Source organism: Segatella oris (genome assembly GCF_900637655.1).
Lineage (GTDB): Bacteria > Bacteroidota > Bacteroidia > Bacteroidales > Bacteroidaceae > Prevotella > Prevotella oris.
Window position 1 is genome coordinate 1,624,536 of the sequence record NZ_LR134384.1, and the last position, 13,973, is coordinate 1,638,508.

Below are 13,973 nucleotides of genomic sequence, written 5' to 3' on the forward strand. Positions count from 1 at the left end.
AAAGCCTCTTTTCTTTCTTAATAACTGTGAGAAAAGAGGCTTTTTATATTTATATTGTCTTGCAAAATAAGCTTTTGCAGGCTCTATTTACATATTCTTCCCTGTTCTTTTTGAGGAGAGGGACGAGGAAAGTCTCCTATTTCTTTGCAGGAACTGAAGCTGCCATCTTTGCTGAAGGCTTATAGGCTTTATTCAGACCGGCAATGACTTCATTGGTAATATCCAATGCCTTGTCAGCATAGAGCAGATTATCACCGGCTTTACTGAGGATGAGACTGTATTTCTTGTCTTTGTTATAAACCTTCAGATAGTGCTGAATACTGTCGCGAAGCGCATTGTTATATTTTTCAGTTTCAGTCTGGAACTCTGTACTTAAGCGTTGATTGAGCACCTGAAGATCTGAGTTCTGCTTCTGAAGACCAGCGTTAATAGCCTCTGCTTGCTCACGAGTGTAAGCGTTTTGCTGTACTTTCTGCTGGAAGTTTGCAGCTGCAGCTTGCAGTTGTTGCTGTTTTGTTGCGAGGGTATTCTGGATGTTTTGTCCTTTCTTCTGAAGCACCATAGAATAGTCTTTGCAGAATTGATACTGGCTCATGATGCTGTCTACCTCGACATAGGCAATCTTCATTTCTTTTGATGTAGGCTGAGCGGCATCAGATTTTGCATCTACTTTTGGGGCAGACTGGTTGCAACTTGTCATAGCCAAGGTTGCAATTGCAGCCACAGCCATTGTCTTAAGAATGTTTTTCTTGTTCATTTCCTTTTATTTGTTTTTTGTTTTTAATCTGTTGTTAATATGCCCTGTTGTTCTTGCGTGCTTCTTTATCCTGATCAATAACACAGTGGATGCCTTGTTTCCGCAGCCCGGGATTATCGTGAATATGCTGTGAAGAGAACTTCCCATTCTTCTGAAAGATGAGCTTTATGCCTAATAACGCCATAGATATAGCAATTATTAACACGCTCAATACTAATGTCTTGATCATTTTTATTACTTTTGCAGTGAACCTCTTGGCACTTAAATATGGGCAAAGGTAATATAAATCGACAAAAGAACAAAATAAAACAAAATAAAAAGATATAAAAAATGAGTAATGTAGAACTAAGACCTGCTCGCGTGTTTGAGCAGTTTGCAGAGATTAATAAGATACCTCGTCCTTCTAAACACGAGGAAAATATGATTGCATATCTTAAGAAGTTTGCAGCTGAGCGCAACCTTGAAGTGCAGGAAGATGAAACTGGTAATGTCATTATCCGTAAGCCTGCAACCAAAGGTATGGAGCATTTGGCAACGACAATCCTGCAGAGTCACATGGACATGGTATGCGACAAGTTGGTTGATGTAGATTTTGATTTCCATAAAGATGCCATTCAAACCTATGTCGATGGTGATTGGTTACGTGCCAAAGGTACGACACTTGGTGCTGATGACGGTATCGGTTGTGCCATAGAATTAGCTATCCTTGACAGTAATGACATTGAGCATGGCCCAATAGAGTGCGTTTTTACGCGTGACGAAGAGACAGGATTGACTGGTGCATTTGGTATGAAGTCTGGTTTCATGACAGGCAAATACCTCATCAATCTCGACTCTGAAGATGAAGGACAGATATTCATTTCGTGTGCAGGTGGCATCAATACAACGGTTACTTACGATTTCACACGTGAGGATGCACCGGCAGATTTCTTCTTCATGCAGGCTTCGTTGAAGGGCTTGAACGGTGGACATTCGGGCGATGATATTAATAAAAAGCGTGCAAATGCCATTAAGATAATGGCTCGTTTCCTTTATATGGAGCAGAGCAAAATGGAACTTCGCTTGGCACAATGGAACTCCGGCAAGATGCATAACGCCATTCCACGTGATGGAAAGGTAGTTTTTGCTGTTCCTGCTGACCGTAAAGAAGAGGTGATGGCCGACTGGAATGTGTTCACTGCAGGTGTTGAAGATGAGTTCCATGTAACAGATCCGACAATGCATTGGGGCATGGAGAGTGTTGATCGTCAGCAAGTGATGCCACAGCAGACTTCTCGTGGTCTGATATTATCATTGCAGGCACTTGATAATGGCCCGCTTACAACTTGCCAGGATGAGGCACTTGCCTATATGGTTGAGACCTCAAGCAATGTTGCCAGCGTGCAAAGTGAAGCCAATAAGGTTGTGATTGTGGCCAGTCAGCGAAGCAATGTGATGAGTAATCTCACGAATATGGCCAATACGGTCAAGGCTGTTTTCGAACTGAGTGGTGCCAAAGTGGTTCAGAATGATGGTTATCCTGCATGGAAGATGAACCCTAACAGTAATCTTGTTAAAATCACGGTGGACGCTTACAAGAAGCTGTTTAAGAAAGAACCAACCGTGAAAGGTATTCATGCCGGACTTGAATGTGGTCTCTTTTCTGAGAAATATCCGGAACTTGATATGGTTAGTTTCGGGCCAACTCTGCGTAATGTTCACACGCCGGATGAGTGTCTGTATATCCCAACCGTACAGATGGTATGGGATCATCTGCTTGAAATTCTGAAGAACATTCCACAAGAATAAAATCCTATAGGTAATAAGTAATGAAACAGCCTCACTTTCAACAGTTCCTATTAAGGACTTTGAGAGTGAGGCTTTTCTATGAATTACTTGTCAAATTACGGTTTCTTTACCGCTGTTTCAGACGGTGCAGAAGCTTGTTTCTCTTTCAATATCTTGACTCCTGTTGGGCAGAACGTACTGAAAGGGCAGTCTTGGCATTGTGGTCTTTGACTTTTGCAAATATATCTTCCATGTAACAATAGCCAGTGATGTGCATTTCCTACATCTGCTTTTGGTATGTATTTCATCAGTTCCAACTCCACTTTCAAAGGTGTGTTTGCCGTTTCAGGAACGAGTCCCAAGCGGTGGCTGACACGGTAAACGTGGGTATCAACGGCCAAGGTTGGCTTTCCAAACCACACGGCTTGTACCACATTAGCCGTCTTTCTACCTACTCCCGGAAGTTGGGTCAAGTCATCCGTGTTGTCGGGAACCTCGCCATTGAAACGCTCCACCAGTATTTTTGCCATCTCACTCAGGTGGTGTGCCTTGGAGTTTGGATAGCTCACGCTCTTTATCAGTTGGAAGATATCCTCCCAATCAGCCTGTGCCATAGCCTCGGCTGTAGGGTAGTGGCGAAAGAGTTCGGGCGTAATCATATTGATTCGCTTGTCTGTACACTGTGCACTGAGTAGTGTGGCCACAATCAACTGAAAGGCACTCCCAAACTCAAGTTCGGTGGTAACCGGGCCTTGTTCCTTTCGGAAGTAATCTAAAATATAATTGAATCTTTCTTTTCTTGTCATGCGGCAAAAGTATAAAAAATATAGTATCTTTGCAACAATAGATAGATAAAAAACAATGAATACAAAAAGAATATTAGGTTATTTACATGAACTTTCGGCTCATAACAACCGGGATTGGTTTCATGAACATAAGGCAGAATATGACATATGCAGGCAGAATTTCGAGGAAGGAGTAGCACAAGCCGTGGCAACTATTGCGCAGTTTGATGCCTCTATCTCGCATATCACGCCCAAAGATGCCTGCTATCGTTTCAATCGTGATACGCGTTTCAGTGAGGATAAGCGCCCCTATAAAGAACATTTCGGAGCTTATATCTGTGCACATGGCAAGAAATCGTTGCGTGGAGGCTATTATCTTCATCTGCAACCAGGCCAATGTCTCTTAGGCGTTGGTTCCTACTGGCTGCCTACAAACATTCTAACGGCTTGCCGAAATGAGATTATGGGTAATATCGATGAATGGAGAAAATGCGTTGAGAATGGGAAGTTTGTTAAGCTTTTTGGCTATCCTAACGAGGGAAAATGGGATGAACCGGGTGGAAAGGGCTTTGGATTGGCAAGTCTAAAGACTGTTCCAAAAGGATTCCCACGCGATTATGAGTTCGTGGAATACCTGCGCATGAAAGATTATTGCTGTTGGCATGCCGTATCAGATGAATTCTTTGAAGGCGACAGTTGGCTCAAGGAAATCACTGATATTTTTAAGACAGCCAAGCCAATGATGGACTTTATGAACAATGTTATTGATGACTACGAATAAAGTCTTCGGCACGTTGTAGGTCTTCCGGAGTGTCTATACCCACAGTTTCGACGTTTGTGATGCCCACTTTTATGCGATATCCGTTCTCCAACCAACGCAGTTGCTCAAGGCTTTCGGCCAGTTCGAGTGACGATTGGGGCAGTCGGGTGATTGCTTTCAGTACTTCGGTGCGGTAAGCATAGATACCTAAATGCTTCAAGAATGGGTATTTCTTGAGCCATTCTTGCCTTTCTACACTACGCACAAAGGGTATGATGCTGCGGCTGAAATACATGGCATAACCGCGATTGTCAACTACAATCTTGGGCGAGTTGGGGTTTTCTACGGCCTCAATACATTCGAAAGGTTTTCCTAATGTGGCAATCTGTGTGTCTTCATCCTCGAAGCAATGGCACAGCGTTTCAATCTGACTCTGGGCAATAAAAGGTTCGTCACCTTGTATATTTACAACAACATCGAAGTCGCCTCCAACTTTTTCAAAGGCCTCTTCAATGCGGTCTGTACCACTATGGTGCTCGGTTGAGGTCATCACGGCCTTGCCTCCGAATTCCATAACCTTATTGTATATACGCTCATCGTCGGTTGCAACGTAGACCGCATCCAACACTTTGGCCGCCTGTTCATATACATGTTGAATGACAGGCTTACCTGCCAACAGAGCCAAAGGCTTGCCCGGAAAGCGCGTTGAAGCATAGCGGGCGGGAATTAATCCAATGAATTTCATTTTGTATAGTTTCTTATTATTACCGCAAAATTAATAAAAAATAGGATAAAAACATAGGAAATAAATCCTAAAAGCTTATTTTTTGTTCCTCTTCTTCCTTATAGATAAGCTATAATATCATGCAGTTAAGATACTTTCTTCCAGAGATATAGCGTGTAATGTAAGTTGCTTGGTTTATGATTCCACTACCAATGTGATTGGATGACAAATGCAGAAACCTCCTTTTTCTGTAAATATTCTTAATCAGTTTTTAACATATCCAGAGGAGACCAAATAGAAAAGCAGATGCCATAAAATGGAGATGTTTTTCTGATTTCAAAGGCTTTGGCCTGTAATCTCATTCATAATGTGTTGTAATTTGGCTTAAGTTACGTAGTCTTTTGAGTCAGATTGGAGTGTATTCCAATGCAGATTGCACCGTGATTTGATGCAAATTGCAACATCTTTCTGCGTGATTTGACATTGTAATTTTTACTTAATTCTGTAATAACTTGATAGTCAACAGATTATAAATCCGTAAAAAATAGCCTGTATGTAGAGTAGGGGAGAATTCTATTTCAAATCAGTGAGCCTACAGAATGCAATCGTAAATATCTTTCAATTGAATTAACACATAAATCGTTTATCGGAATTATAAGGTTTAGGTTGCTTGTAACAGGTTGATGATGAAAGAAAGAAAACTATATATTTAGGGATAGATAACATTCAGAATATTATAATAAAAAACGCTAACTTATTTTGTTGTCTTCTATTATTTTCTTATCTTTGGCCTTGAAACTATAATAGAGAATACAGTGAAAAAACTTATATTATTCATATACGCTTTGCTTATGCCTCTGTTTTTGTCGGCACAAAAGATTGTTTTGGGGTCGTGTACTACGCATGATGGAGGACAATATAAGGGACAGATGATGAACGGGAAACCGAATGGAAAGGGGCATACCGTATTCAAGAATGGCGATACCTACGAAGGAGAATATATCAAAGGAAAGCGTGAAGGTTATGGTGTTTATTCGTTTTCGGATGGTGAACGCTACGAAGGACAATGGTTTCAAGACCAGCAACACGGGCGTGGTACCTTTTATTTTGCCAATAACAATAAGTATGTAGGCCTTTGGTTTCGCGATTATCAGCAGGGACAGGGCACGATGTACTATTATAATGGCGACAAATATGAGGGGAATTGGGTCCAGGATAAGCGCGAGGGAAAGGGGCGTTACACCTATTCGAGTGGCGCATATTACGAGGGTCAGTGGAAGAATGACCAGAAGAGTGGCCGTGGTTTCTTTGATTGGGGGGACGGAACTACATATGATGGTATGTGGGCTAATAATCAACGGTCTGGAAAAGGGACGAATAAATATGCCGATGGTGACGTATATATAGGCAATTGGGCTGATGACATACAGAATGGCCGAGGCATCTATAAGTTTCAGAATGGCGATGTCTACGAGGGAGATTACGTTCAGGGAGAACGCACCGGAGAAGGTATCTTCAAGTATGCCAACGGAGATCGCTATACAGGACATTTTGAAGATGGGGCCAAGAGCGGTCAAGGCACGTTTGAATGGCGTTCGGGTGATGTCTATATCGGACAGTGGAAGAACGATCTGCAGAATGGTCATGGCAAGCTGACAAAGAAAGCCGGTGACAAGTTTGAAGGTGAATTCAAGAACGGAAAGATTGAAGGAGAGATTATCATTCACTATGCCAATGGCAGCCGTTTCAAGGGAACTTACAAGAAAGGTCTGCGCAATGGTGCTGCCATTGAAGTGGACAAGAATGGCAACCGGTTTGAAGGCAGTTATGTAGACGACCGCCGTGATGGTTGTTTTGTAGAGAAAGATCGTAATGGAAACATTACACGTACAGGTCGCTATGAGCTTGGTCGCCGTTTTGAAGACTGATTAGAGAATTTCAATTTGTTTGGAAATGATAGTTGACAGAATAGAAAATCTTGGGAAATATGTGGCCTTGCATCCGCTTTTTGCAGATGTTGTCACATTCATGCAGACGCATCAGCTCGTGCAGCTTGAAGAAGGAAAGCATGCTATCAAGGGCAAAGAACTGTTTGTGAACATTGAAACATGTAAAGGAAAAACGCAGGAAGAAGCAGTGTTGGAATATCATCGGCGTATGATAGACATTCAGATGCCGCTCACGACAGACGAGGTTTTTGGCTATTCACCAGTTGAAGACTTGCCCGAGGTGACGTTCGATGAAGAGAAAGACATTGCAAAAATCTCCGGTATTTCGGCACAGACCTATGTGAAAGTAAAGCCTGGACAGTTTGCCGTTTTCTTCCCGCAGGACGCTCATGCACCATGTATTGCTGATGCAGAATGTATGAAAAAGGCTATTTTCAAGGTTAAAAAATAATTGCATTTGACTATGGAAACAAAGAAAGAAATCTCAAAAAAGAAGATTGCTAAGACTGTGAAGAAACCTCAGACCACGAAACATATCGGTCTTGTTAAGAATGATCCGTATTTGGAACCCTATGAAGATGCCATTCGCGGACGCCATGACCATGCCTTGTGGAAACTCTCACAGCTGACCCAAGAAGGCAAGAAGAGTTTGTCGGATTTTGCAAGTGGCTATGATTACTATGGTCTCCATAAGCTTTCCCGTGGTTGGGTTTTCCGTGAATGGGCACCGAATGCCACGGCTATCTATTTGGTTGGAGATTTCAATAATTGGCAGGAGGATGAAAAATATCTTGCTAAACGCATTGAAGGGACGGGCAACTGGGAACTTCGTTTGCCTGAAAAGGCCATGCATCATGGTGATCTGTTTAAGATGCATGTGAAGTGGAATGGAGGAGAAGGAGAACGTATTCCTGCCTGGGCAACGCGTGTTGTGCAGGATGAGGTGACTAAGATTTTCTCAGCACAGGTATGGAGTCCCAAGGAAACTTACCAATGGAAGAAGAATAATTTCAAACCTCAAACCTCTCCGTTGTTAATTTATGAATGCCACATCGGAATGAGTCAGGATGCAGAAAAGGTGGGCACCTATACGGAGTTCAAGGATAATGTGCTGCCCCGAATAGTCAAAGATGGCTATAATTGCATTCAGATTATGGCCATACAGGAGCATCCCTACTATGGTTCTTTCGGCTATCATGTCAGTTCGTTCTTTGCTCCTTCAAGTCGTTTCGGTACCCCTGAGGAGCTGAAGGCTTTGATTGATGCAGCCCATGCCAAGGGCGTTGCGGTGATTATGGATATAGTTCATTCACACGCTGTAAAGAATGAAGTGGAAGGGTTGGGTAATCTTGCAGGCGATCCCAACCAGTATTTCTATCCGGGAGAGCGTCATGAGCATCCTGCATGGGATAGTCTTTGCTTTGATTATGGTAAAGATGACGTTATACATTTCCTGCTGTCAAACTGCAAGTATTGGCTTCAGGAATTCCATTTTGACGGCTTCCGCTTCGATGGCGTTACCTCAATGCTCTATTACAGCCATGGATTGGGTGAAGCATTTGGCGGATATGGCGATTATTTCAATGGTCATGAAGACGACAATGCCATTTGTTATCTCACCTTGGCCAATAAACTTATCCATGAAGTCAACCCCAAAGCTATTACCATTGCAGAGGAAGTGAGTGGCATGCCTGGCCTTGCTGCCAAGTTTGAAGATGGTGGATATGGCTTTGATTACCGTATGGCGATGAACATTCCTGACTTCTGGATTAAGATCATTAAAGAGCAGAAAGACGAAGACTGGAAGCCAAGTTCAATCTTCTGGGAGGTGAAAAACCGGCGCGCTGATGAGAAAACAATCTCTTATTGTGAGAGTCATGACCAGGCATTGGTAGGCGACAAGACCATTATTTTCCGTCTGATAGATGCTGATATGTATTGGCATTTCAAGAAAGGTGACGAGAACGATATGGCTTTCCGTGGTATAGCACTCCACAAAATGATACGTTTAGCTACGGCTTCGACAATCAACGGCGGTTATCTTAACTTTATGGGAAATGAGTTCGGGCATCCCGAATGGATTGATTTCCCGAGAGAAGGCAATGGCTGGAGTTACAAATATGCGCGCAGGCAGTGGAACCTCGTTGACAATAAGGAACTTGATTATCACTATTTGGGAGACTTTGACTGCGAAATGTTGAAGGTAATTAAGGATGAACGTAACTTTATTCGCACTGCCATTCAGGAGGTTTGGCATAACGACGGCGATCAAGTTCTGGCCTATATGCGTGGTGATTTGCTCTTTGTATTCAACTTCTCACCGACAAAATCGTTTACGGATTATGGCTTTCTCGTTCCGGTTGGCAGCTATAATATTGTGCTCGACACCGATAATAAGGCCTTTGGAGGGAACGGTTTCAATGATGATGCGTTGACGCATTTTACAAATTACGATCCACTCTACGTCAATGAACACAAAGAGTGGCTTAAACTTTACCTGCCAGCACGTACAGCTTTGGTTTTAAAGAAAAATTGATGATTTAATAAATGTCAGCCGATTTAATCACAAAACATAGCACACGCCCTTACAGAGTGGTGTGTGCATTGTTGTTCTTAGTATTCACATTCTGTTGTCTCTACTGTTATCAGGATAACTTGTTGGCCATGGGTCAGCACGTACTTTCAAATGGACAGACCCATTATAGCCGTTTGATTGGTACTGTTATCATCACATTTGTACTGTGGTTGATGCAGATTTGTCTTTATATGTTGACTCGGGTGAAGGGGAGATTTCATATTTTGACCTATGTGCCTTCCATTGTCTGCCTGACTGCATTGACTTCTATTGATAGTAATATTGTGCATGGAGTCACTTTAGGTTGGTGGTGGTTGACGGCACCACTCCTGATAGTTGTCGACGTCATTCTGCTGTTCTATGTCCGTCAGTTACAGGCTTATGAACCGCAGGATTTCTCTCATGGTTTTCTTGGTCGGCGTGCATGGATCAATTATAGCGGTCTGTTGGTCTTGTTAGTCTTTGTGATGCTTTGTTCAAATCATCGTCAGGTGCTCCATGCCCGATTGGAGATAGAGCAGTGTATAGAAGCAGGTGATTATCAAAAGGCAGTCAAGGTGGATGCGCATTCTTTACATACGGACTCTACTTTAACGAGTTTGCGTGTCTATTCCCTGTCTTTAGCAGGCCTGCTTCCCGATAAATTATTCGAATACTCCTTAGTTGGCGGTTCGTCAGTCATGCTCCCTGACAATCCCAATGTGTGTTATCTGATATGCGGAAAAGCCCCTTTTTATCAGCGTTTAGGTGGCATGTTTCGGCAGAAGATGAGTGCAATGCATTACCTTCGTTTTATTCATCAGCATCATTTAGCTACGTCTGTGGCTCATGATTACTTGCTTTGTGCCTATTTGTTGGATGGTGACTTGGAAGCTTTCGTACATGCAATTGGAAAGTATTACAATTTGAAACAACCACTTCCCAAACATTATCGTGAGGCTCTTGTGCTTTATGCTCATCTGCGTTCCAACCCATATATCGTCTATCATAATAGTGTTATGGAGGCTGATTTTGCCGATTTCCAGTCGCTTATCAAGCAATATAGCAATCTTAATGAGCGTCTCTCGGCTCTTCGAGATACCTATGGAAACACCTATTGGGTGTATTATTATCGGATGAAACATTAGGGAAAGTCCTCTGTCTGTCATGTGGACAGGTCAGAGAGGCTGAAATTCGGGAAAACAATGTTTCGGGATGCCCCGACGAGTTGTTTTCTTGAAAAATGAGCCGTTGGGATGCCCCGAAGCCTCAAAATCTTGAAAAACAAGCTTTCGGGGAGTCCCGAAGCCTTAAAATCTTGAAAAACAAGCTTTCGGGATGCCCCGAAGCTCGAAAAATCTGAAAATCAAGCTTTCGGGATGTCCCGAAGCCTCAAAATCTTGAAAAATAAGCTTTCGGGGAGTCCCGAAATACGTTTATCACTTATGGAAATCAGAACAATCCAAAAAGGCCGGAGGGTGCACCAAAATTTTACCTTCTGACACATACACTCCCCGACTTTTATACGCGGAAAAAGGGTAAACTGGACAGCAATAGTCGCGTAACTGCTCATAGGGTTGGGTAATACTGCTGTGTTTCAGCCAATCCGCATCGGTAGTGTCCTATAAAAGTGTGTAAGCCCATTTTATTCTTATCTTTGTACTTGAAAACAATAAAGAAACGAACAGATGAAGCTTACACATTCACAAATTTCGGAAATTCTTTCGAATTACACAAGCAGTAGCGAGGGTTTTGTCACCCTTCTGTCTTTAATTATGAACTCCTTGATGTTTCATGAACGGGAGCTTTTCGTCAGTGCAAACGGCAATGAGCAATACAACGGTTTCCGTTCTCGACGTTGGTACAGTCACGGCTTTGAGTTTTCCCTGCGCGTCCCCCGCAGCCGCAGTGGCAACTTCTATCCCGTTCTCCTGGGCCTGATACGCAATGAAAGCGAGGAACGTGTGAGGCTGTTCAACCTTCTCTACACCAAGGGACTTACTACGCAACAGATAGGCGAGTTCTCCGACAGCATCTATGGCCGCGCTTACAGCAGGCAGCAGGTTTCCTATCTGTCCAGGTGTTGCTGTGAAGACGTTGAGCAGTGGCTCGGCCGTGCCTTGTCCCCGCATTACTTAGCCGTCTACATTGACGCCACCTTTATCTCCACCCGCAGGGACGGGCAGGTATCCAAGGAGGCCTACTATACCATGCTGGGGGTGTTGGAGGACGGAAGCAGGGAAGTGCTCACCGTAGTCAACCATCCCACAGAAGGGGCCGTATGCTGGAAAGAGGAGCTTGAGGCGTTGAAAGAAAGGGGCGTCGAGGGAATTGACCTTGTCGTTTCCGATGCGCTGCAAGGCATAGAGAATGCCGTCTGTGCTGCCTTTCCGTAGGCAGCCCACCAGTTCTGTGTGGCACATGTCAAGCGACAGATACTTGGTAGCGTATCCCATAAGGATAAGCCGGAAGTGGTCCGGGAACTTGGCGAAGTGTTTTCCTTGGAGAACAAAGAGATGAAATCCTTGCAGGGATACGGACATTTCATTACTTTTGTAACCAAATGGGAAAAGAAGTACCCAACCTTGAGAAGGTATAAGGCGGAGCGTAACGCAGCTTACTTCACGTACATGGACTTCCCCATAGAAGTACAAAGGTGCATATACACGACCAACTGGATTGAAAGGTTAAACAGAAAATACAAGAGAACCGTAAGTATGAGGACCTCTATGCCGTCAGACAAGTCAGTGATATTCCTATTGGCTGCTGTGGCTGTGGAGGAAACAAAGAAGACATATGCCAGAAGAATATATCAATTTAAAAACTGGAAACAGAAGATAGAAAACGAATGGAAAGAGAGAATAGAATAGAAGGAATACTTACACACTTTGAAAGACAGTACCGATAATACTTTTATAAAGTATCATATTAGCAATAATTAAAAATAGGTTGTATAATTTCAACTGTGTCAAGGCTCTAATCCTTTATATTTTTCCTCATATGGATGACACGATTTCTAATCGTGTCATCCATATGAGGAACCTTTCTTCCGAGGTAAAGTTACATGATTTTAAAACGTTCTCCAAATTTTATTGCTAATTGTTGTGATATCTGAGACCAGTTTGCAAGTGGCATAGTCCATTTCTTACGTATATTCCAGTATACCATATATACAAGCTTTTCGGGAGAAGTATCGGACGGGAAGACTCCTCTGTTCTTTGTTACCTTACGTACTTGTCTGTGGTAGCCTTCAACCGTGTTGGTGGTGTATATCAGCTTACGTATCGCAGGTGTATACCGGAAGTATTCCGTGAGGCGTTCCCAGTTGTCACACCATGATTTTATGACGATGGGATACGTTTCTCCCCACTTGCTCTCGAGTGTGTCCAACTGTGTTTCCGCAGTCTCTTTGCTAACGGCACCATATACAGTCTTAAGGTTACGGAGGAACTCCTTTTGATGCTTACTGCCAACGGTGTTTGATAGAGCTGCGTATTTGATGGACAATACAGAGTTGGACACTTGTATTGGGGAATACGCTCTGTATAATATCAGGGAAGCCTTTCAGACCATCAACACAGCATATCAATATATCCCGGACACCTTTGTTTTGGAGGTCGCTCAGAACCTCTAACCAGAAGTTTGCACCTTCACTCTTGGAGATATACATACCAAGAAGTTCCTTGTGGCCTTCCTTGTTGATGCCTAAGACGTTGTAAATGGCGCGTGAGACCGCACGTCCGGTTTCGTCCCTCACCTTATAATGGATGGTATCCAGCCAGCATATTGCGTATACAGGGTCAAGCATTCGTGAACGCCATGCCTTGATTTCCGGCAGTACTCTGTCTGTGATGGAACTGATGGTTTCTGCAGATAGTCTGGTACCAAATTCACGCTCAAAACACTTGCTGATATCGCGGGTACTTGTACCAAAAGCATACATGTTTATAATCTGATCTGCCATACCTTCTGCAAGGATTGTCTCGCACTTTTTGACGGTCTGCGGTTCAAAGGAACCGTCACGGTCACGAGGTGTCTCAACAATGACCGCACCATAACAAGTTTGTACTTGCTTAGGCATTTTACCATTACGGCGATTGCCTTGTGAACGCTCTTCAGAAGTGAGATGGGCATCCATCTCACCTTCAAGAGCAGCATTTAAAATACGCTCCAACATTGGTGCCAAAGCACCATCCTTACCAAATAACGGTTCTCCATTACGAAGCTGCTCCGCAGCTCTCTTGTAATCAATTTCTTTGTTATCCATAAAAAATAAACTGTATAAAACTATTTTTTATTGTAGCCTGACACAGTTTACTTTACACTCTCAGCAAATATGATTAACGACACAATTGCCTAACTTTGCACTTGCGTATAGAATCCGCCAGTTGTATTTTGAGGTGAAAGAACTTTAAAGTGAACTCAAGTATGATTGGATTAAATTAAACTCGATACTCTTTCTCGGCTTATAGAGAATACATTTTCCTGATTGAGAAAAAGAACTTGCTGTGAAAGACTGATGCCATTAAGAATAGGAGAAACTTGCAGGATGATTAATTCTGTCACTTTTATCTTTTGACATTACAAAAGGCTTCACCGTCTTTCTCTGCTTCACTTATGCGTAGATATATTCCTTATTTCCCGTTCAGCTTATCCCCAGAATCGAAGAAGTTTTAA

General features: G+C 42.9%; 10 protein-coding genes and 2 pseudogenes. 7 read left to right on the plus strand and 5 right to left on the minus strand.

Features of this window, described 5'->3' with window-relative positions:
* Window positions 1-136: 136 nt before the first annotated feature.
* Together EL210_RS06790 and EL210_RS06795 are read right to left on the minus strand one after the other, a co-directional pair.
* Window positions 137-757 carry an OmpH/Skp family outer membrane protein gene (locus EL210_RS06790; protein WP_004370978.1) on the minus strand — a complete coding sequence of 207 codons (621 nt, stop codon included), beginning with the start codon at window positions 755-757 and terminating at the stop codon, window positions 137-139.
* A 34-nt stretch (window positions 758-791) separates the two neighbouring features.
* Window positions 792-986: a hypothetical protein gene (locus EL210_RS06795; protein ID WP_025879855.1), complete on the minus strand. Its 195-nt coding sequence runs from the start codon at window positions 984-986 to the stop codon at window positions 792-794.
* Between the two features lie 101 nt (window positions 987-1,087).
* On the opposite strand from EL210_RS06795, the gene EL210_RS06800 reads away from it, so the two are divergent.
* Window positions 1,088-2,545, plus strand: coding sequence for an aminoacyl-histidine dipeptidase (locus EL210_RS06800; protein ID WP_018920857.1), 1,458 nt, complete (start codon window positions 1,088-1,090; stop codon window positions 2,543-2,545).
* A 95-nt stretch (window positions 2,546-2,640) separates the two neighbouring features.
* Here EL210_RS06800 and nth read toward each other — a convergent pair whose 3' ends face one another.
* Window positions 2,641-3,330, minus strand: a complete 690-nt coding sequence (gene nth / locus EL210_RS06805) for an endonuclease III (protein ID WP_018920858.1) — start codon at window positions 3,328-3,330, stop codon at window positions 2,641-2,643.
* A gap of 55 nt (window positions 3,331-3,385) precedes the next feature.
* Between nth and EL210_RS06810 the strand changes: the two genes are divergently transcribed.
* The gene (locus EL210_RS06810; RefSeq protein ID WP_018920859.1) at window positions 3,386-4,090 is read left to right on the plus strand and encodes a DUF2461 domain-containing protein; all 705 of its coding nucleotides are present in this window, start codon (window positions 3,386-3,388) and stop codon (window positions 4,088-4,090) included.
* Here the strand turns inward: EL210_RS06810 and kdsB are convergent.
* Window positions 4,071-4,814 (minus strand): 3-deoxy-manno-octulosonate cytidylyltransferase, encoded by a 744-nt coding sequence (gene kdsB, locus EL210_RS06815; protein WP_018920860.1) that lies wholly within the window; start codon window positions 4,812-4,814, stop codon window positions 4,071-4,073. The two genes, EL210_RS06810 and kdsB, sit on opposite strands and share 20 nt — an antisense overlap.
* A gap of 794 nt (window positions 4,815-5,608) precedes the next feature.
* Here kdsB and EL210_RS06820 point away from each other — a divergent pair.
* From EL210_RS06820 to EL210_RS06840, 5 genes and pseudogenes are all read left to right on the plus strand, one after another.
* A complete protein-coding gene (locus EL210_RS06820) occupies window positions 5,609-6,721 on the plus strand; it encodes a phosphatidylinositol-4-phosphate 5-kinase (protein WP_025879856.1) in 1,113 nt (370 codons plus the stop codon).
* 25 nt (window positions 6,722-6,746) lie between these two features.
* Entirely contained in the window at window positions 6,747-7,193 is a 447-nt protein-coding gene (locus EL210_RS06825) for a YhcH/YjgK/YiaL family protein (protein ID WP_018920862.1), read from the plus strand.
* 12 nt (window positions 7,194-7,205) lie between these two features.
* Complete coding sequence (locus EL210_RS06830) at window positions 7,206-9,278, plus strand: alpha amylase C-terminal domain-containing protein (RefSeq protein WP_018920863.1); 2,073 nt, start codon at window positions 7,206-7,208, stop codon at window positions 9,276-9,278.
* 11 nt (window positions 9,279-9,289) lie between these two features.
* Window positions 9,290-10,444 (plus strand): DUF6057 family protein, encoded by a 1,155-nt coding sequence (locus tag EL210_RS06835; protein WP_018920864.1) that lies wholly within the window; start codon window positions 9,290-9,292, stop codon window positions 10,442-10,444.
* Window positions 10,445-10,984: 540 nt separating this feature from the next.
* Window positions 10,985-12,166, plus strand: a pseudogene (locus EL210_RS06840) (IS256 family transposase).
* Window positions 12,167-12,356: 190 nt separating this feature from the next.
* On the opposite strand, the pseudogene EL210_RS06845 reads toward EL210_RS06840, so the two are convergent.
* Window positions 12,357-13,563 (minus strand): annotated as a pseudogene (locus EL210_RS06845) (IS256 family transposase).
* Window positions 13,564-13,973: the final 410 nt, after the last annotated feature.

Excerpts from the sequence above, each read along its gene's own strand:
- EL210_RS06790 (WP_004370978.1), bottom strand. The coding sequence starts at position 757 with ATGAACAAGAAAAACATTCTTAAGACAATGGCTGTGGCTGCAATTGCA.
- EL210_RS06795 (WP_025879855.1), bottom strand. The coding sequence starts at position 986 with ATGATCAAGACATTAGTATTGAGCGTGTTAATAATTGCTATATCTATG.
- EL210_RS06800 (WP_018920857.1), top strand. The coding sequence starts at position 1,088 with ATGAGTAATGTAGAACTAAGACCTGCTCGCGTGTTTGAGCAGTTTGCA.
- nth (WP_018920858.1), bottom strand. The coding sequence starts at position 3,330 with ATGACAAGAAAAGAAAGATTCAATTATATTTTAGATTACTTCCGAAAG.
- EL210_RS06810 (WP_018920859.1), top strand. The coding sequence starts at position 3,386 with ATGAATACAAAAAGAATATTAGGTTATTTACATGAACTTTCGGCTCAT.
- kdsB (WP_018920860.1), bottom strand. The coding sequence starts at position 4,814 with ATGAAATTCATTGGATTAATTCCCGCCCGCTATGCTTCAACGCGCTTT.
- EL210_RS06825 (WP_018920862.1), top strand. The coding sequence starts at position 6,747 with ATGATAGTTGACAGAATAGAAAATCTTGGGAAATATGTGGCCTTGCAT.
- EL210_RS06830 (WP_018920863.1), top strand. The coding sequence starts at position 7,206 with ATGGAAACAAAGAAAGAAATCTCAAAAAAGAAGATTGCTAAGACTGTG.
- EL210_RS06835 (WP_018920864.1), top strand. The coding sequence starts at position 9,290 with ATGTCAGCCGATTTAATCACAAAACATAGCACACGCCCTTACAGAGTG.